Source organism: Streptomyces sp. NPDC093261 (assembly GCF_044753645.1).
Lineage (GTDB): Bacteria > Actinomycetota > Actinomycetes > Streptomycetales > Streptomycetaceae > Streptomyces.
This window is the reverse complement of the sequence record NZ_JBIVNO010000020.1, coordinates 48,304-65,845: the sequence shown is the minus strand read 5'-3', so window position 1 is coordinate 65,845 and position 17,542 is coordinate 48,304. Positions and strand designations below refer to the sequence as shown.

Annotated in this window: 13 protein-coding genes and 5 pseudogenes; 9 read left to right on the top strand and 9 right to left on the bottom strand. The window is 69.4% G+C overall.

Translation table 11 applies throughout. From position 1 onward, the window contains the following. Nucleotides 1-191: 191 nt before the first annotated feature. Nucleotides 192-582, bottom strand: a pseudogene (locus tag ACIP94_RS31130) (DUF2267 domain-containing protein). Between the two features lie 335 nt (nucleotides 583-917). Here ACIP94_RS31130 and ACIP94_RS31125 point away from each other — a divergent pair. Together ACIP94_RS31125 and ACIP94_RS31120 are read left to right on the top strand one after the other, a co-directional pair. Further along, complete coding sequence (locus ACIP94_RS31125) at nucleotides 918-2,600, top strand: SpoIIE family protein phosphatase (protein WP_402433228.1); 1,683 nt, start codon at nucleotides 918-920, stop codon at nucleotides 2,598-2,600. A 788-nt stretch (nucleotides 2,601-3,388) separates the two neighbouring features. After that, nucleotides 3,389-3,763, top strand: a complete 375-nt coding sequence (locus ACIP94_RS31120; RefSeq protein ID WP_402433016.1) for a VOC family protein — start codon at nucleotides 3,389-3,391, stop codon at nucleotides 3,761-3,763. A 1,018-nt stretch (nucleotides 3,764-4,781) separates the two neighbouring features. Here ACIP94_RS31120 and ACIP94_RS31115 read toward each other — a convergent pair. After that, complete coding sequence (locus ACIP94_RS31115) at nucleotides 4,782-5,651, bottom strand: LLM class F420-dependent oxidoreductase (protein WP_402433226.1); 870 nt, start codon at nucleotides 5,649-5,651, stop codon at nucleotides 4,782-4,784. A gap of 319 nt (nucleotides 5,652-5,970) precedes the next feature. Between ACIP94_RS31115 and ACIP94_RS31110 the strand changes: the two are divergent. Beyond that, nucleotides 5,971-6,120, top strand: a pseudogene (locus ACIP94_RS31110) (IS256 family transposase); the annotation flags it as partial. Nucleotides 6,121-6,581: 461 nt separating this feature from the next. Here the strand turns inward: ACIP94_RS31110 and ACIP94_RS31105 are convergent. Continuing rightward, on the bottom strand, nucleotides 6,582-6,731 hold the full coding sequence (locus ACIP94_RS31105) for a hypothetical protein (RefSeq protein WP_402433250.1): 150 nt from the start codon (nucleotides 6,729-6,731) through the stop codon (nucleotides 6,582-6,584). Here ACIP94_RS31105 and ACIP94_RS31100 point away from each other — a divergent pair. Beyond that, nucleotides 6,663-7,010: pseudogene (locus tag ACIP94_RS31100) on the top strand (transposase); the annotation flags it as partial. The gene ACIP94_RS31105 and the pseudogene ACIP94_RS31100 sit on opposite strands and share 69 nt — an antisense overlap. 131 nt (nucleotides 7,011-7,141) lie before the next feature. Here ACIP94_RS31100 and ACIP94_RS31095 read toward each other — a convergent pair. Next, nucleotides 7,142-7,975: a hypothetical protein gene (locus ACIP94_RS31095; RefSeq protein ID WP_402433249.1), complete on the bottom strand. Its 834-nt coding sequence runs from the start codon at nucleotides 7,973-7,975 to the stop codon at nucleotides 7,142-7,144. Nucleotides 7,976-8,144: 169 nt separating this feature from the next. Then, nucleotides 8,145-8,543: pseudogene (locus tag ACIP94_RS31090) on the bottom strand (transposase); the annotation flags it as partial. A 520-nt stretch (nucleotides 8,544-9,063) separates the two neighbouring features. Between ACIP94_RS31090 and ACIP94_RS31085 the strand changes: the two are divergent. Then, on the top strand, nucleotides 9,064-10,182 hold the full coding sequence (locus tag ACIP94_RS31085; RefSeq protein WP_402433013.1) for a hypothetical protein: 1,119 nt from the start codon (nucleotides 9,064-9,066) through the stop codon (nucleotides 10,180-10,182). Between the two features lie 177 nt (nucleotides 10,183-10,359). Here the strand turns inward: ACIP94_RS31085 and ACIP94_RS31080 are convergent, their stop codons facing one another. Together ACIP94_RS31080 and ACIP94_RS31075 are read right to left on the bottom strand one after the other, a co-directional pair. Then, entirely contained in the window at nucleotides 10,360-10,662 is a 303-nt protein-coding gene (locus tag ACIP94_RS31080; protein ID WP_402433010.1) for a hypothetical protein, read from the bottom strand. 411 nt (nucleotides 10,663-11,073) lie between these two features. Then, a complete protein-coding gene (locus ACIP94_RS31075) occupies nucleotides 11,074-11,961 on the bottom strand; it encodes a neutral zinc metallopeptidase (protein WP_402433007.1) in 888 nt (295 codons plus the stop codon). Nucleotides 11,962-12,236: 275 nt separating this feature from the next. Here ACIP94_RS31075 and ACIP94_RS31070 point away from each other — a divergent pair. Further along, nucleotides 12,237-12,389, top strand: a pseudogene (locus ACIP94_RS31070) (dTDP-4-dehydrorhamnose reductase); the annotation flags it as partial. Between the two features lie 224 nt (nucleotides 12,390-12,613). Further along, the gene (locus ACIP94_RS31065; RefSeq protein WP_402433005.1) at nucleotides 12,614-13,492 is read left to right on the top strand and encodes an ATP-grasp domain-containing protein; all 879 of its coding nucleotides are present in this window, start codon (nucleotides 12,614-12,616) and stop codon (nucleotides 13,490-13,492) included. 356 nt (nucleotides 13,493-13,848) lie between these two features. Here ACIP94_RS31065 and ACIP94_RS31060 read toward each other — a convergent pair whose 3' ends face one another. Together ACIP94_RS31060 and ACIP94_RS31055 are read right to left on the bottom strand one after the other, a co-directional pair. After that, entirely contained in the window at nucleotides 13,849-14,142 is a 294-nt protein-coding gene (locus ACIP94_RS31060) for a hypothetical protein (protein WP_402433002.1), read from the bottom strand. A 529-nt stretch (nucleotides 14,143-14,671) separates the two neighbouring features. After that, a complete protein-coding gene (locus ACIP94_RS31055; RefSeq protein WP_402432999.1) occupies nucleotides 14,672-14,935 on the bottom strand; it encodes a transposase in 264 nt (87 codons plus the stop codon). Nucleotides 14,936-15,064: 129 nt separating this feature from the next. Here ACIP94_RS31055 and ACIP94_RS31050 point away from each other — a divergent pair, with 129 nt between their 5' ends. Next, nucleotides 15,065-15,427 carry a MarR family transcriptional regulator gene (locus tag ACIP94_RS31050; protein WP_067470365.1) on the top strand — a complete coding sequence of 121 codons (363 nt, stop codon included), beginning with the start codon at nucleotides 15,065-15,067 and terminating at the stop codon, nucleotides 15,425-15,427. A 41-nt stretch (nucleotides 15,428-15,468) separates the two neighbouring features. After that, the gene (locus tag ACIP94_RS31045; protein WP_402432996.1) at nucleotides 15,469-17,184 is read left to right on the top strand and encodes an MFS transporter; all 1,716 of its coding nucleotides are present in this window, start codon (nucleotides 15,469-15,471) and stop codon (nucleotides 17,182-17,184) included. Nucleotides 17,185-17,542 lie beyond the last annotated feature (358 nt).

Genomic DNA, 17,542 nt, shown 5'->3' with positions numbered 1-17,542 from the left:
GCCCCCCGCCTGCCTTGCCCGGCATCCCTACCCGAACTCCGCCCGGCAGGCACACCCGCCCTGTAGAGCTGCGCTCTCCATGGACGTGATCAACCGGGCCGACCTCACCCGGCATGAGGGGATGAGCAGCGGTATTTCCTGCCTGCGGCATGGGCCCGTTCACCCGGCCCACACCGCAGGGGCGTGCTGTTTCAGCTGGCGAGGTCGGCTTTGCCGAACAGGACGGCATAGCCGGCGGGGAGCTGGCTGATGATCTGGTTCAGCTCGCCGCCGCTGACCGCCTTGGCCACGGTCGTCAGGACCGCGCCGGCGTCCCACTCTGCGGTACGCGACCGGACACCGGTGCGCTCGGCGACCTGGGTAGAACTCCTCGATCCGGAAGCTCTCAGCCTGCTGCGGCTTGGCTTCGGCCAGCGCCTGCCCCCGCGGTCCGGGCAGCTGGGAGGCCGGGTCGTCGCCGTCTCCCGGGCTGATCCGCTGGGCCAGCACTCCGAGGACGGCTTCGGTGACCTGCGCCGCTTCCTCCTGACTGGCGTATTCGCCCAGCTCCCGCACGCGGGCGAGGAGCTCGTGGTACGGCATCGTCACCTCCGCTGGCGTACAGCTCGGCGACATCTGTTGATGACCTCTCGTCCCAGTACCCAGCGCATGCGCCTACCGTGGGATGATGCGGAGCGTCCGAGAAACCGGCCGCCCGTCCCTTCCGTGCGAGGGCGTACGAGGGCGTACCCGCGTGCGATCATCAAGCCGTCGGGATGACATGGGGGTGCTCCCTCGAAGCCGGGGCATAGGGCAAATGCAGCGCCCAAAGGCATCACACGACGCATGGAAGTGAGTGGGGGCGGCAGCGCTCGATCACGGGAGGCCAGGACGTGGCGGGACTGGAAGACTCCGAGCTCGACGACGAGCAGTCCCAGATGGTTCATCCTGCCCGGCACACCAGCACGCTGGAGGCCATCGGGGCGGGGGCCTATGTTGTGGATGAGCAGGGGCGCATCGTTGCGGCAAACAGTCGCGCCGCGCGGATGCTGGGCCGTGCGGCCGATGACCTGATCGGCCAGGACGCCCACGAGCTGCTGCACCGCGGGCCCCACGGTGAGCGGCTTACCCCGACGCAGTGCAGCATGCGGCAGGCGTTCCACGCCAGGCGCCCGGCACAGGCCGAGGAGGACTACTTCGCCCGGGCCGACGGCTCCGTGCTACCCGTCTCCTGGATGATCGCTCCGTACACCACCGACGGTGACGACGTAACCCGCACGCTCGTGGTCTTCTACACCTCACAAGGAGCGCACAAGGCCGGACGTCCCCGTGAGCAGGCCGCCGAACCCCTGAGCGAACTGGAACGGCTGGCTCTGCTGGCCGAGACCACCACACAGCTGACCTCCACCCTGGACGTGGATGAAGCGATGCGCCGACTGGTGGCGCTGGTCCTGCCCCGGCTAGCGGACTGGGCCGTCATCGACCTGATCACTGAACGCGACGAGGTGTGGCGCACCGCCGTGGTGCAAGCCGACGGCGACATCTTGGTGCGCCACGAAGACCTTGAGGGGCCGATGCCACCGGTCCCCGAGGAATCCCAGATGCCGCTGTCCCGCGCTTTGCGTGGTCTGGCCTCCACGCTGGCCGACCCGGACACCTACCGACGCGCCGCCCCGGATTCCGGCATCACTGCCGAACAGCGCCGCTTGTTCGAGGCCACCGGCATCCACTCCGCCGCCATCGCGCCCCTGCGCAGCAGCCGCCAAGTCCTGGGAGCCCTCACCCTGGGCCGCACCGAGAAGTCGGGGATCTTCACCGTCGCCGACCTTCCCCTGGTCGAGGACATGGCGCGCCGCGCCGCCGTCGCCCTGGACAACGCCCGCCTCTACCAGCGTCAGCGCGCGGTCGCCGAGACCATGCAGAACCACCTGCTGCCCCAGATGCCGCGCGTGCCCGGACTGCAGATGACCGTCCGCTACCTGCCCGCCCCCGACGCCTCACAGGTCGGCGGCGACTGGTACGACGCCTTCACCCTCTCGGACGGCGCCACCGCCCTGGCCATCGGAGACGTCGTCGGCCACGACCTGGAAGCCGCAGCCGGCATGGCCCAGCTGCGCAACGTGCTCCGCGCCTACGCCTGGTCCCAGCAAGAGCCCCCCAGCCGTATCGTCCAACGGCTCGACGAGGCGATCAGGCCCATCACCGACGTCACCATGGCCACCCTCATCCTCGCCCGCGTCGAACAGACGGACGATGGTCAGTGGGAGCTGACCTGGACCAACGCCGGACACCCACCACCCCTGCTGATCACCCACGACGGACTGGCCCACTACCTCACCGACGGCCACGGCCTCCTCCTGGGCACCGGAGTACACGCTCCCCGCCCCGACGCCACCACCCCCCTGCCGCCCGGATCAACCCTCCTGCTGTACACCGACGGCCTCATCGAAGCACCGGGCCACACCCTCGACGAAGGCCTGAACCGACTTCGGCAGCACGCCGCCGCCCTCGCCCACCGCCCCCTGCCGTCCTTCACCGACCAACTCCTTCGCCGCGTCCACCCACCCGGCCACGACGACGTCGCCCTCCTCACCCTGCGGACACCGCCAACGGCTCGCTAACCCGTGCAACGCGCATTCCGTCATCTCAGGAGCCGCATTTCGTCGGTTCCCCGGTGGAGGCGACCGGTGAAAGATGGTCACCCGCCATCGTCGACGGCCAGCCGAGCGGCGTACGCACCGCTGCCGTCCCGGTGATCGGACACGGCCCGCGCACCAGCCGGTAGTCGGACCGACCATGCACCGCGGGTCCCGGGGGATCAGCCATGACGTCCCGAGGACCCAGCTCGAGGGTCGCACCGTCCAACGACGCCGCGTTCCCCGCCGTCACGTGGTGCACGTCTGCGGCGCGGGCCGTAGACGGGGTGATGCGGGCCATGATTGGCCGGCATCCCCACTCGCCGTAATCACCATGCAGTGGCGATGGGTCTTCCCGGCGTCGATACCGGCCCAGATCGCGCTCACTCGTTTCTCCACGGGTCGCTTGCTGTGGTGCACCACAGACGACCTCGCTGTCGAGTCCCTACTGAGCGATCAGTGCCGAATTCCTCATCAGCAGCCGAGTCGTCGTGGGGGCCGGGCGGCGAATCGAACTGAGCCACGGACGGCAGAGGACTGAAAGCCATACCCGGCACCCCTGGTGAGCCAACCCTACGAATGGCTCGCTCATCCCGATCAACAACGTAGGGATGACTGAGGGGGCGGCGTTGGCGTAGCGTATGCCGCTTCCCTCCTGGGTGAGACCGGGCGGCGGTCCCGCGTACGGCCGCGCATGCCCGACGGGACGGCGGGTACGACTCCTCTCATACGGGGGTGTCGCGGAAGCGGCCGAAGAGCGAGGGGTGTCGGAAGTGATTCGAAAACTGCAGGCGGTGGCGCTGGACTGCGCCGATCCGGTACGGCTCGCGGAGTTCTACGCGGAGCTGCTCGGCGGCCGGGTCGTCGCGGACCCGGAGGATCCTGACTGGGTCGAGGTGTACGGGTTCGAGGGGACGCCGCTGGCCTGCCAGCGGGTGGACGGCTACCGATCGCCCGAGTGGCCCGGCCAGCAGCGCCCGCAGCAGCTCCACCTGGACTTCGACGTGGACGATCTCGACGGGGAGGAGAAGCGGGCGCTCACCCTCGGCGCGAGCGTGCTGGAGAGGACGGACCAGCTCCGCCCGGGGGCCAATTGGCGGGTCTACGCGGACCCGGCCGGCCACCCGTTCTGCCTCTGCCTCCACTGAGTCCATCGGCCCATCCCTGTCACTGAGGCAGTGTCAGGAGCGAGCGCGCAGGGAGGACTTCGACCCTGCGGATGGCGGTTTCCAGGTCGCCGGTGGTGCTGAGGCTGGAAGAGCCGACGCCCCCTCGACGCACCCGCCGCTGTCCGCGAAGGGCGCGGCTATTGCGGCTCCACACTGTCGATGACGGGGGCAGCGGGAACGGGCGGGCGCGCTCACCTGGTGAACGCTCCATCAGAAGCTCAACCGGGACCGCGACGACACCAAGGCCCTCCTGCACCAGGCCTTTTCTGCCGACGAGGACAACAGCGGCCAATGGCAGAAGGACGTCGAAGACGAAGGACGGGCGTGGTCAAACGCCGTCAGCGGCCTGGATTCGTACCCTGGCCAATCGCAGGGAGCGAGCAAGACCTTCGATCAGACCGGGCTGCTTCCGTGGATGCACCAGGCGTGGGCCACGGGGATCGACTTGTTCTCCCCGTTCCGCGAACCGTCGCCCACCGCTGACGACGCTGTGAAGGCCGCCGCGGTCGCGATCGGTGACCAGCTGTACACCTCCGGGGGACACCGCAGGAGCAGCAGGCGTAGGTGCTGTGGAAGAAGAACTCCGGGAAGATCGAACCCGACCAGTTGTTCGTCCCCAGGGTGTTCGCCGACGACGCCCGCATCTTCCTGTCCTCAGGCGGCTTCCCCCCACCGCGCCGGACCCTGACACCCCGGAGTTCCGCATCGTGTTCGAGGACTTGAAGGCCCGCTTCGCCACGTGCGCGGGGCACGACCCCATCGATCGTGACCGGGTGCTCGGCAAGGAGGTGGCGCAGGCGTCCACCGAGTGGCAGCAGGAGATCCGACGCCACGGCCTCCGTCTATCCGTGCACGGCGGACCTGATCGGCCCGGTGTGAGCAGAGCGCGGTGACCGGCGCCGACAGCAACTGTGACGCAAGCACGGTGTCCGTGCTCTCCCGATCATGCTCATCAAGGGCGTGAAGACATGCGGCTGGTGCCCCGGCCGCACCCTGGTTATGTCTTCGGGCGGATCCAGGTGTGGGCGAGTTCGGCGACCCAGGTGGCCGCCGCGTCGGGAGCGGGTGGAGGTGCGCCCACGACGACGAGTTCGGTGACGCCCGCTGCGCCGAGTGCGGGGAGGTGCTCCGGGGTGCCGTCGCTCAGTGCGGCAGCGATCGTGAGCTCGTTGATAGCGCGGCCGTGGCGGGCGCACTCGTCGGCGAGAACGGCGATGTGTGCCGGGACGTCGGCTGCTGGGACGTTGAAGCCGTACCAGCCGTCGGCGTGCGTGACCGCGCGGCGCAAGGCGGCGTCGCTGTTGCCGCCGACCACGATGGGGAGCCGGCCGCCGCGCAGCGGCTTCGGGTTGACCCGGATCGAGTGGAAGCGGGTGAAATTCCCTGTGAAGGAGGCCGGGTCCTCGGCCCAGAGGGTGCGCATCGCGGCGAGGTACTCTTCGGTGCGCCGCCCGCGCCGGGCGAAGGGGACTCCGAGCGCTGCGAATTCCTCGGCCGACCAGCCGACCCCGACCCCGAGGCTGAACCGCCCGGTGCAGAGCACGTCGAGTGTGGCGGCCTGCTTGGCGACCAGGACCGGGTTGTGCTCGGGCAGCAGGAGTACGCCGGTGGCGAGCTCGATCCGGGTCGTGACCGCCGCCGCGAAGGTCAGGGCGAGCAGCGGGTCCAGCCAGTCCGCGTCTGCGGGCACGGCGATCCGACCGTCCGGGGAGTAGGGGTAGCGGGAGGCCGGAACGTCGACGAGTACCACGTGCTCGCCGCACCAGAGTCTCGCGAAGCCGTGCCTCTCCGCGGCTGTCGCCACGGCACGGATCACCTCGGGACGGGCACCGTCACCGATACCGAGCGCGTGCAACCCCACTCGCATGCTCAACCTCCGGGAGTCACCTTATGCGCGAAGCGTGGACGCGTTCGATTGACGCGGCGCGCCGCGCGCGATGTCGGTCACCTTGCCGTGCATCCAGCCGAGCGCGGCGGCGGCGCAGGACATGCTGCAGTACGCGGCCTCTCTTCGGAGGCGCCGTCCTCGCTCCCGCCGGCGCCCAGCGGCATGGGCGCGAATGTGCGCTCGAGTCCGCGGCGGCCGCGACAGCCACACTCGGTGAAGCCGCCGGTGACCCCGGCGACCTTCCACTTCGGGATGCGCGTCAAAGGCCTTCCGGGGGGCTGTGGGCGGGGTGGCTGCCGGACTGTCCTCCGGCGACTTCGTGCCCGCCATGGAGCAGTTCCTCGGCAGCTCGGCCGGGCTCTCGCCGGCCACCGTGACCCGGCTGACCAAGCAACGGAGCGATGAGCACGCCGTCTTCCAAGCCCGCGACCTGTCGGAATCCGACTATTGTCCCCCTGGTCTTCATCGTGATGCCGGGCGCCAGCAAACTCTGGAAGTCCCTGCACCCGGCAGCCGCCCAGTGACTGTCCCAATGGCCGGCGCCCCGCGCCGCGGGCACCGGCCATCGCGTTGCCGCACCAGCGCACGCACGAAGGCCGCGCACTGATCCTTCCTTCAGTTGCCTGGACGCCCTTCCGGCTCATACGGGTGATCGCCGCCTCATGGGTCGCGGTGCTCAATCCGGCGGAGGCGTCGACGACCGCGAAGACGCCCGCCTCGGTCGCCGAAAGTGCGGGGCGGGTGCGGCAGACCTCGGTCCCCAGGCCGGCCGTGATCAGCGGGCTGACGACCCGCGCCGTCCTGGCACGGCCAAGCCTGCCCGTTCTGACCGCCCACCGGCCCGACGGCGGCCCCAGCCCCGTGCCGATCGAGGAGCCGTGTGACCGTCATCAGCTTGCCCCAGCCGACTCACCCGCACAGCCGGAAGAACCGCCGGCAGAGGACGTGGTTCTGGGGGCGGACACCCGCAAGGACGTGCATGTCGCCGCCGTGATCACCGTGCTCGGCGCGCTCCTGGCCCACCAGGAGTTTCCAGCCACTGCCTCCGGATACCGCCAACTCCTGGCCTGGGCATGCTCATTCAGTGCTCTGCACCGAGCCGGCGTGGAGGGCACGGGATCCTACGGATCGGCCCTGGCACGCTTCCTGAGCCGGGAGGACGTGCAGGTCGTCGAGGTCAGTCAGCCGGACCGCGCCATCCGCCGCAAGCGCGGCAAGACCGACGCCGTGGACGCGGAGGCCGCCGCCCGTGCGGTGCTGTCCGGACGCGCTGACGTCACACCCAAGACCAGTGAGGGCCCGGCGGCCGACATGCGAGTGCTGCGGCTGGCGAAGGAATCGGCCGTCAAGGCCCGCACGCAGGCGAAGAACCAGCTCAAGGCTGTGCTGCTCGGAGTTGATCCGACGCTGCGCGAGGAATTCTCGAAGCTGACCAACGCGGCGCTGATCGCGAGGTGCGTTGTCCATGATTACGACCCGGTACGGGCCCCGAGCGCCGCCTCGGCGGCCAGGGCCCGGGCTGCGGTCGCGGCGCCGAGACGGCTGAGGGCCAGTTGCAGGGCCAGTGTCCCGATGACCGCGATCGTGAAGGCGGGGACGGCACCGAGCGGTTCGACGAGGACGGAGACGAGGAAGCAGAAGGCGGCGAAGCCCCACAGGCCGCGCAGCACACCGCGCAGTGTCGCCCCGGCGAGCGGCGCGCCGCCCTGGGCGAGGGCGAAGCCGGCAACGACGCTGGTGCCGATGGGGAAGGGGGCGAGCACGCCCGTGAGGCCCGGGCCGAGGTGTGCGGCGGCCATGGTGAGCGCGGTGACCAGCAGCGCGGTCGCCGCGGCCCGCGCAGGCAGGTCCCCCCACGGCGGCGGCGTGACGGCCCGGCTCGGGCCGACTTCCGTCTCCGTCCGTCCCAGCACCCGCGCTCCGCTCGCGGTCGCGGCGAAGAAGACGCCGAGCGCCAGGACGGCCGGCACCACGAGTCGCGCCAGCGCGAGATCCGCGAGCAGGCACAGGAGCCACGACAGCAGTAGCGTGACGGCCCATTGGCCGGTCCCCGACCTCCGCGACAGTTGCGCGAAGACGACCGCGAACAGAGCGAGCGAGACGAGCCGGAGGAGGGAGGCGGACGCCGCCCGCGCGGCGAATACCTCACCGTGCTCCAGGGTGGTGATGAACAGGATCGGCCCGGCCACGATCGGCAGCGCAACGAGCGTCCCGGCGAGGGCCGGCCCCCAGCGTCTGCCGGCCAGGGACGAGGCGACTACGAGCGCGGGTGCGAGGAACAGCTTCGATATCAACATCGACACTGAAGCGATCCTGGCACAATCACGGTGACCTGCCCAAATGCATCGATCTCGGAACCGGCACGGACAGCTACCTCGCCGGCCTCTGCCTTCTGCCTGCACGCGTCGATCTGGATCAAATGCCCCACCCGAGGCACCCAATGATCACGACTCCATACGCGCCCTAGCCGGTCCGACCCCTTGACGAGGCATAGGCCGCCAAAACGGCGACCTGGCAGTTCTCCGTGCGTTTGGCCGTGCCGGAGTACTGCCGCTGCACGCCCGCCGAAGCGGTGCCCTTCTTGAGGAAGCCGGTCTCGTCGATGATGATCAGAACACCGTCGGGCTCGCCAAGCCGTTCGGCCACGTATTCCCGCAGGTCGTCGCGGACCTTATCCGGAGCCCACCCGGCCCGGTTCAGCAGATGCTGCAAGCCGGCCGGGCCGTCGTTGCCGACATACTCCGCGAGCTGCCAGCCGTTCTTCCGGCCGACAGGACCGAGCAGCCCGCGCACGTAGTCCCGCATGCGCCGCCGCAGGTCGACCCGGCCGAACCGGTAACCGACCCGCAACAGCACCTCCTCGAACTCCAAAGCCCAGACATCGGGCCGTACATCGTCTGGCACGATCAGCACAACAACGATCAAGGGCCGCCGGTCACAAACTTCCGCCGCATGACGCTACGTCAGCTGCCGTATGCTCAGAAAGCGGCCTCTGACCAGCGGTGATAGTGAAGTGCAACTGGAGTACTAAGACACGAGCCGCATGCTCGGGGTGCCCCTGACGGGGGTTGCTGACGGGCGCAGACCGTGGGAGGCGTTCCGGGACGTCCGGTTCCTGGGGCGACGACCGCATGACGCCGTGCAGGGAGTTGTGGCCAGGTCGCGGATTGCGTTCCCGCCCGCGGAGGACCCCTGGTGAGGCGACGGGAAGTGTCATGGTCCTACAGGCTGGTTGGACGATGATGCGGCCTCTTGACCGAATCTGCTGCTGTGTCCGGGGGAGGGGGCATTGCGGCTCACTGGGACATGTGCGGGGGGCAGCTTTACTCCCGGTGTCCGCGACACGGCGGGCCGTCTGCGCACCGGCGGTCCCCGCCCTTCAAGGAGAGCCATGCGATACACCACACTGTCCGGCATCGTGGCCCTGGCCACGATCGTGGTCAACGGCGTGAGCGCGGTACCGGCTGTGGCGGGCGGCGATCACGGCCATCACGGCATTTCGGTGCCGTGCGACACCACTGCGCTGAGCACGGCGATCGCCACGGCGCCGGCGGGATCCACGCTCCTCCTGGCCCGCCACTGCACCTACCACCTGACCGCCGCCTACACCGGCGCCGACGGTCTGCCCCCCATCGACAAGCAGCTCACCATCGAAGGCCGGGACGCCACCATCGTCCGTGACGGGCCGACGGCCGGCGCCTTCCGCATCTTCCACGTCACCTCCACCGGTGATCTCCGGCTCGACGACGTCATGATCCGCGGCAGCAACGCACCCGACGACGGCGGAGGCGTCCTCGTCGACACCTCCGGCAATCTGAAGCTCAACAAGGTCACCCTCGACAACAACCACGCCGACGACCAGGGAGGCGGCGTCGATGTCGAGCCAGGAGCCACGGCATACATCACCCGCAGCGAGTTCACCTTCAATAACTCGGGCAGCAAGGGCGGAGGCCTTCAGGCGGACGGTACGGTCACCACCGACGGGGTCGTATTCGCCCGCAACTTCGCCGTGAACAACGGCGGTGGCATCGACAACGACAGCGGTGACGCCGTCGGCAATGACGGCGCCGGCATCGACATCGACAGCGGCACCGTGCAGTTCATCAACAGCAAGATCCTCAACAACACCACCACGGGTACGCAAGGCGGCGGGATCTGGAACCAAACCTCGCTGACGCTCATCAAGACCGAGGTCTCAGGCAACGTCGTCGGAGGCGCCGACGGCCAGGGCGGCGGCATCTACGAAAACTTCGGCACCCTGGTGCTGCGGGACAGCTCGGTCGACCGCAACAGCACGAATGGTTCGGGCGCTTCACAGGCAGGCGGGATCTACAACCATTCCGGTGCGGTGACGCTCGATCACAGCGAGGTGAACAACAACGCCTCCACCGTCGCACCGGGCGGCGTGTGGACCGACACCCCGTTCACGGTGAACCAGTCGAAGATCCGACGCAACGTCCCCACCAACTGCGCCGGCAGCCCCGTCATCGTCACCGGCTGCGCCGGCTGACACAACCCCCGCCCCCCCGCCCGGCACCGGCCGCCAACTCCGGTGCGGGGCCACGGCCTCCCGTGCCGGCACCCAGGCGTGCAGCTGGTCGCCGCCGGATTCGAACGCGGCCCGGGCGGCGGTGGCGAACCAGGCGCGGTTCCCGGCGGCTGCCCAGGTCGTGTAAGACGATCGCGGTCATCCCGGCCATCTGCCCGGCCGTCCGGCACAGCCGCGCCCGGACCAGGGCGGGCGCGGCACAGTGAGCAGGGGGCGCAGACCGGTGAAGTCGGCGACCAGGTCGGCCAGGACGCGGGTCGGCTGCTGGCCGTGGTAGCCGTACCCGTAGCTTTCCGCTGCGGCCTCCACGTCGGCCAGATCCTGCGGGGTGCCGGGGGAGAGGCTCTGGTCGACGTCGGTCCGGGCGGCGGTGAGGGCGACGAGCGCCGCAGCGGTGAAGCCGGCGGCGAGCGTGCCACGAAGCACGTTGTGGCGCTTCATCGGAGCGTAGTCCTCGGTGACCGGATCCCAGATCGGGCCGGGCCGGTACCAGACGTCACCGTCCCACCAGTAGCCGCCGCCCGGAACAGCAGCTTCGCACCGGACCAGTAGGTATGCAGGCCGACGGTGCCCTGATCGCGGAGCAGGAGAACGGTGCGGCCGTGCTCGGGTGGTGGCGGACGGCTCAGCCCAGGCGGTGGGCGATCGGGTCGGTAGTGGAGGCCAGCCATCCTCTCTCGGGGGAGGTGTCGCACCGGACATTCCCGCTCAGGTGACGGGCGAAGCACTGCGGCGGTCCGCGACCACGAACGGGGAACTCGACACACAGGCCGCGAAGGAGTTCTTCTCCCGTGTCGTGCCGAGGGAACCGGAGAGCTGAGACCCCACCTCAGGCCATGGTTGTCAGTGTGGTCAGCTGAACGTGTTGCAGCTGGCGACGCGGCCGGAGCGGTAGCCGGCGGAGAACCATTGCTGGCGCTGGCTGGCGGAGCCGTGGGTCCAGGTGTCGGGTGTGACCTTGCCCTGGTAGCGCTGCTGGATACGGTCGTCTCCGACGGCGGCGGCCGCGTCCAGCCCGCGGCTGATGTCGTCCTTCGTCAAGTCGGTGATCAGTGGCTTACCGCTCTTGGGGTCGGGGGTGGTGGTGGCGTGGTGGGCCCACACTCCGGCGTAGCAGTCCGCCTGCAACTCGAGTTTCACCGAGCCGCTGTCCTGCCCCTTTCCGCTGCCGCGGGAGATCGTTCCGCTGAGGTCCTGGAAGTGGTGGCCGTATTCGTGCGCGATGACGTAGGCCTCGGCGAACGGGCCGCCCTTGGCGCCGAACTTGCTGCTCAGGTCGTTGAAGAAACCGAGGTCGAGATAGACCTTGTCATCGGCTGAGCAGTAGAAGGGGCCGACGTCGGAAGTCGCGTTGCCGCAACCGGTGTTCACACTGCCGGTGAACAGAAACGTCGGGGCCTGCTGGTAGGGCTTGCCGGCGGCTGTCTCCGTCTGCTTCCAGAATGCCTGCACGCTGTCGACCACGGCGACGATCCGGCACTGCTCCTTGCGGTTGGCGTCGGCACCGGTCCGGCAGTCCGCCGCGAGGTCCGCGGCTGACTTGCCGGACGAGGACGTGTCGCTGTGGCCCGAGCCGAACATTCCGGGGTCGACACCCAAGAGCACGGACGCGACCAGCACCACGAGCCCGACCAGTCCCCCGGCGATGGTCTTCCCGCTGCCCGGGATCCCGCCCAGCGCACCTCCCCGACCGTCCTCGACCTCGGACGTGTCCAGAGCAGCATCGTCGTCGAATTGCATACGTTGACCCTCCCTCAAGCAGCACGCCGGACCACCCCGCGTCATCCCGCTCGCCTACCCCGTACAAGGTCATCCCCATCCCGTCCTCTTCCTGCTCCGCCTCTCGCAAGAGCCGGCGGGCGACACCGCGACGCCGCTTTGTGGGTGAACGGCGGACCGCAGTGCGCGGTGACGGCCCCTCCATGCCGTCGACCGCGCAGCGGCATCCCGCCTGTCGCCGGTGCCGGGACCGCGCCCGCGAGGTTCAGACGACGGACGGCCGCCTGCGACGGCCCGACGCCCTGAGCCGTCACGAGCTCGGCATTCTCATCGCCAGGCGCGACGGTCTCGACGCGTCCCGGCTGCCCACGGGCCTGCGGGCCCACAGCACACTGCCCGGCGCCCTCGATGTGCGTCTCGACAGCCAGGCGACCCAACGGAAACTGCGACCTCAAGGACCCCCGGCTTCTGATCGCCTCAGATTTCTCCAACAGCTCCCGTCCGACTGCGGGCCCGCCGACTGGAAGCCCACCAACCACGCCTTCTGGTGCACGCACGCCAAGGACTGCACCCACGTCAAGTCCCCTGGAAACCGACCCTCGACGCCGAGAAAACCGCCCTGTCCGCGCGAAACCAGTGGCCTCAAAGCTGGAGGTTCCGTAGCGTGTCGGTCATGCCGATGCCCGTCCTGTACTGTCTTGATCCGTTGAATCCTCGACGTGTGGACGAATACTTCGCGCCGGAAGCACAGGAAGTCCGTGCCAGTGGCGGGGCAGTCGGGCTGATCGACCACGATGCGCTGTTGCAGGGCGACGCACAGCAGGCTGTCGCACAAGTACCGGCTGAGTTGGGAAACGCCTGGTACCGAGGCTGGATGATTCCCAGCGATCGATACGCTGCCTTGGCTGCGGCGCTGAGCCGACGCGGCACCGAGTTGCTCGTCACACCGGAGCAATACCGGACCGCTCACGAATTGCCGAACTGGTACCCGTTGTTTGTCGACGTCACGCCCGCGAGCGTATGGCGTCCCACCAGACCCGGTGAAATGTTGACCGCCGAAGACCTGGCTGTTCTCGCCGAGCCCTTGTTGCCGGGCTCGGGAATCGTGAAGGACTACGTCAAATCTCGCAAGCACGAGTGGGAGCAGGCTTGTTTCATTCCCGATCTCGCCGACGCTGTAGGCCTGACACGGGTCGTGCAGCGCTTTGTTGAGCTGCAGGAGGAGTTCCTGGCCGGTGGGATCGTTCTCCGCGCCTTCGAAGCGTTCTCGAACCTTGAGTCCGTCGCGGCCGAAGTGCGCGTGTGGTGGCTGGATGGCGAACCCAGGCTGCTGACGCCCCATCCGGATAGTCCGTTTGCGCGTGGGCTGGTGCCCGACTTTGATCACATCGGGCCTGCGGTACAGCGCCTGGGATGCCGGTTCGTCACAACCGACGTGGCCCTTCGCTCGGACGGGTTGTGGCGGGTCGTCGAAGTCGGTGACGGCCAAGTCAGTGACGTGCACCAGTCGAGGAGCCGAGGCGAATTGGCCGCACTGCTGGTCGGTGCATAGCACACTTGCGGAAGTGGGGCGTCTCCTCTTCGTGGCTTGGGATGTGGCTGACGCTGCTTCATGGGAGAGTTCGGAGTGGTGAGCTCGAGCTGGGCAGAGCTTCAAGGCTGCCGCCGGCGGTTGGGCGGTGTGCCCCCATAGCAAGTACCGGTGGGTGGTTCCGTCCGCGTCTGACCTTGATCGACTGGGTGATGGGAGCCGTGTGAACAAGAGGTTCACCCACGGTTCTGAGAGAGCCGGGAGGTGAGATTCCTCCCGGCTACTCGCCAGGCATAGGCGCGGGGTGGCAGCTGGTTGCTGCCACCCCGATGGTGCTCACAGGCTGCGCAAGCGGAGCCTGCCGGCCGCTGCGGCCGTCAGTTGTAGACGGCCCAGGCCACTTGCTTGGAGTTGGTCTGGGCGGGGCAGGACGCCTTGCCCTGGTTGAGCTGGGCGGAGAAGACGTTGACGTCGACGCCGCAGAACGCGGCGGCCACCGGCACGGACACGTTCTGCAGCAGCACGACCTGGTTGCCGTTGAGCAGGTTGTTGGCCTCGACGTTGACCAGGCTGCCGTGGGCCGACGTCGCCAGTGCCGGGGCCGCGGCCGAACCGGTGATCGCGGCGCCCGCCAGCACGGCGGCGGCGATGGCCTTCTTCACCTTGAGCATGAGCGTTGTCCCTTCCGAACGGTCGAACAGGAACTGCGGTGGCTGGCCAGCCGTCCGGGAACTTTATCCCGTGGCCGGATTAGACGACTATCGTCTCTTCGATTCGAACTTCCGATATCTGCCATTCCGAGTGAGGGCCTGACTGGCACTCGCCACCGTGATGTCCCCATGAATATCGGGCATTTCGGTCGCAGGGGAAACGTCAATGCAGCCGACGTGAAGGCAATGGACTGGGCCAACGGTCCCGCCCGCGTTGACCGACGACGTTCGCTCACACGGCTCACCTTCGAAACCCAGACGGAACGGACGCTGTGAACCGAAGCCGTCGCGCTGCACTGCAACGAGAAGCCATTGCACTGGGGCCAACTATCGGTCGGAGGGGCCAGCTACCGATCGGCGTCACACCCAGAACTCAGAGCTCAGCGGCGTCGACTTGGCTCGCTTCGCACACCGCGCCGCGAAGGAAGCGGCCCGAAAGAACGGCGGCCGCGCCGCAAAGCCGAGGCCCCAGTCATTTGCCTTGCCTCCATCACGGGGGCTGGGGTGGTCCTCGCTTGTCGAAGTACCGCTGGAACGCCGTGGACGGGCGCGGCCGGTAGGGGCCGTCGGCGGGTTCTTGAGGGCTCAGCCGCTCGACGTTGATCGCGAGTGCGGTCAGGACGTGCTGGACGTGCGTCTTCGCGAGGCCGCGGTAGCGGCACCGGCGTCCGCGGTGGCCGTCCACGAACTCCTCGATGCTGCCCTCGGCCCCGAGCGCAGCCCGTAGAGCCCGCGCCAGTCGAACCGTTTCCATAAACTATGAATATAAAAATGCTATGCTTCGAGCGTGAGTCGTCAAGACACCGCTCCTGGCGCGTCCGCCGCCATCGGGGCAGCCCTCTACGGCCTGGCCACCAGGGCCGTGAGACGCCTGCCCCGGGACATGAGTCTGACGTCCGCCGCCACCCTGGCCACCCTGGACCGGACCGGCCCGCGGCGCATCACCGATCTGGCCGCGGTCGAGGGCGTCACCCAGCCCGCGATGACCGCCCTGGTCCGGGTGATGGAGGAGTCCGGCCTGGTCGAGCGGCGGGGCGACGCGTCCGACAAGCGGGTCACGCTGGTGTGCCTGACCGAGGCCGGCGCCTGCTATGTCCGGACGCGGCGCCAGGCGGGCGTCCACGCGTTCGAGCGGTTGATCGGCGAGCTCACCGGTGACGAGGTCGAGGCGCTGGTGGCGGCCCTTCCGGCGCTGAAGCATCTGGCAGAGCTCGAAAGCCAGGACCGCGAAGGGCCGAAGCAGTGACCGGACGGCCGGTCGGCGGGGTGGCGGTGAGGGTGTTCCCGGTGGCGCGTTCCCAGGCGCGGCTGCTGGTCCCCGCCCTGATATTCATCCCTCTGGTCGTGGCGGCGGTCGCCAGCCTCGGGACGCCGCTCATCACCAGCGTGGCGACCTCGTTCCACGTGTCGCTAGGCAGCGCGCAGTGGACGCTGACCGTCGCGCTGCTCAGCGGCGCCCTCGCCACGCCGGTCCTGGGCCGGCTCGGAGCCGGCCCGCACCGGCGGGCCACGATCCTCGCCACGCTGGCGGTCGTCGTCGCCGGCAGCACGCTCACCGTGCTGCCGCTGCCGTTCGCATGGCTGCTGGCCGGCAGGGCGGCCCAGGGCGTCGGGCTCGGGCTGATGGCGCTGATGATGGGCGTGGCCCGGGACCACCTCCCCGAGGAGCGCAGCGCGGTCGTGATCGCCCTGATCTCGGTGGTCTCGATCATCGGGGCCGGCGTCGGCTACCCGCTGGCCGCACTGCTCGCCGAGCTCAGCGGGGTACGGGCCGCCTACGGCCTCGGCCTAGTCGTCACCGCCGCCGCCCTCCTGACCGCGTGGCGCTCCATGCCCGAAGCCCCCGAAGGCCGCTCCGCCCACGTGGACGTGGCAGGCGCGGTCGTCCTGGCCACTGCGCTGCTCCTGGTGCTGTTCCTCGCCGGCGAACGAAATCTGTGGAGCCGGCACCTCGCCGTGGCGGCGGGCCTCGCCGTCGTCGCGGTGGTGCTGCTCTGCGTCTGGACCGTCATCGAGCTGCGCAGCACGACGCCCCTGGTCGATGTGCGGGCGGTGCGGCACCCGGCGGTCGCCGGGGCGAACGTCGCCATGTTCGTCGGCGGGATCGGCATGTACCTCCTGCTCACGCTCATCACCCGGTACGCGCAGACGCCGCACGGCGCCGGCTACGGCTTCGGGCTGACGACCTTCGTCGCCGGGCTGGTCCTCATCCCGTTCTCGGTGCTGGGGTTCGTCGCCGGCAAGCTCACGCCGCGGGTCCGGACGCGGATCGCCGGCCCCCTGCTCCTGGCGGGCAGCGCCGTCGTGGTCGGTGGCGGGTTCGCCCTGTTCGCGGCGGCCCGGTCGGACCTGGCCGAACTGTTCGCGGCGATGGGCGTGCTCGGCTTGGGCGTCGGCGGCTTCTCGGCCGCGATGCCCGGCGTCATCCTGGCCGTCACCTCCACGAGCGAGACGTCGAGCGCCATGAGCTTCAACTACGTCGTTCGCAGCGTCGGGTACTCCCTGGGCAGCGCCATCGGCGGCCTGTTCCTCGCCGCGGGCACCGGCCCCGGCCACCTCTTCCCCGACGACAGCGCCTTCACCACCGCGGCGCTGGTCGGCATCGGCGCCATGGTGATCACGACGCTGACAAGCCTCGCTCTCGCCCGCCGACGCTCGTCCGGGACCAACCCGTACGTCAGATCCACTCATCCCGACACTGGAGGTTCCATGCCCAAGGGCTACTGGGTCAGCGCCTACCGCACCATTTCAGACCCTGAGAAGCTGGCTGCTTACAACAAGCTGGCCGGTCCGGCCGTCGAGTCCGCGGGCGGTCGGATCCTCGCCCGTGGCGGTCGGGTCGTGGCGCATGACGCCGGAATCGCCGAGCGCACCGTCCTGATCGAGTTCGACAGCTTCGAGCAGGCCGTCGCGGCGCACGAGAGTGCGGCCTACCAGGAGGCGCTGGTCGCCCTCTCCGACGGCGTCGAGCGCGACTTCCGCATCGTCGAAGGCATCGACTGACCGAGGTCGAGCCGGATCTTCACTGAAGTGCCCGAGTTCCGGCCCTGACGGACCGTCTGCTCCGCCTCCGCGAGGATCTGCGGGGTCGGAGGCCCCGCCCCGGGCCGCCACACCCTCGCTGACGCGTCTCGAACTCCCGTCGATGCCCCGGGGATCCGCGGTGACGACGCCGCGGCTCCGCGCCGACGTCCCGGACTCCCGCCGACGGCAGCCCGCCGCCGGGCCCCAGGGGGCGGCCGGGCGCACAGCCATCACGAGCGGCGGCACGGAGCGACGCACCGTGCCGCCGGAAGGAGACCCGAAGCCATCAGCCAGTTCCCCACACCGCGTGCCCGCGCCGCCGCGGCGGTCAGCCGGG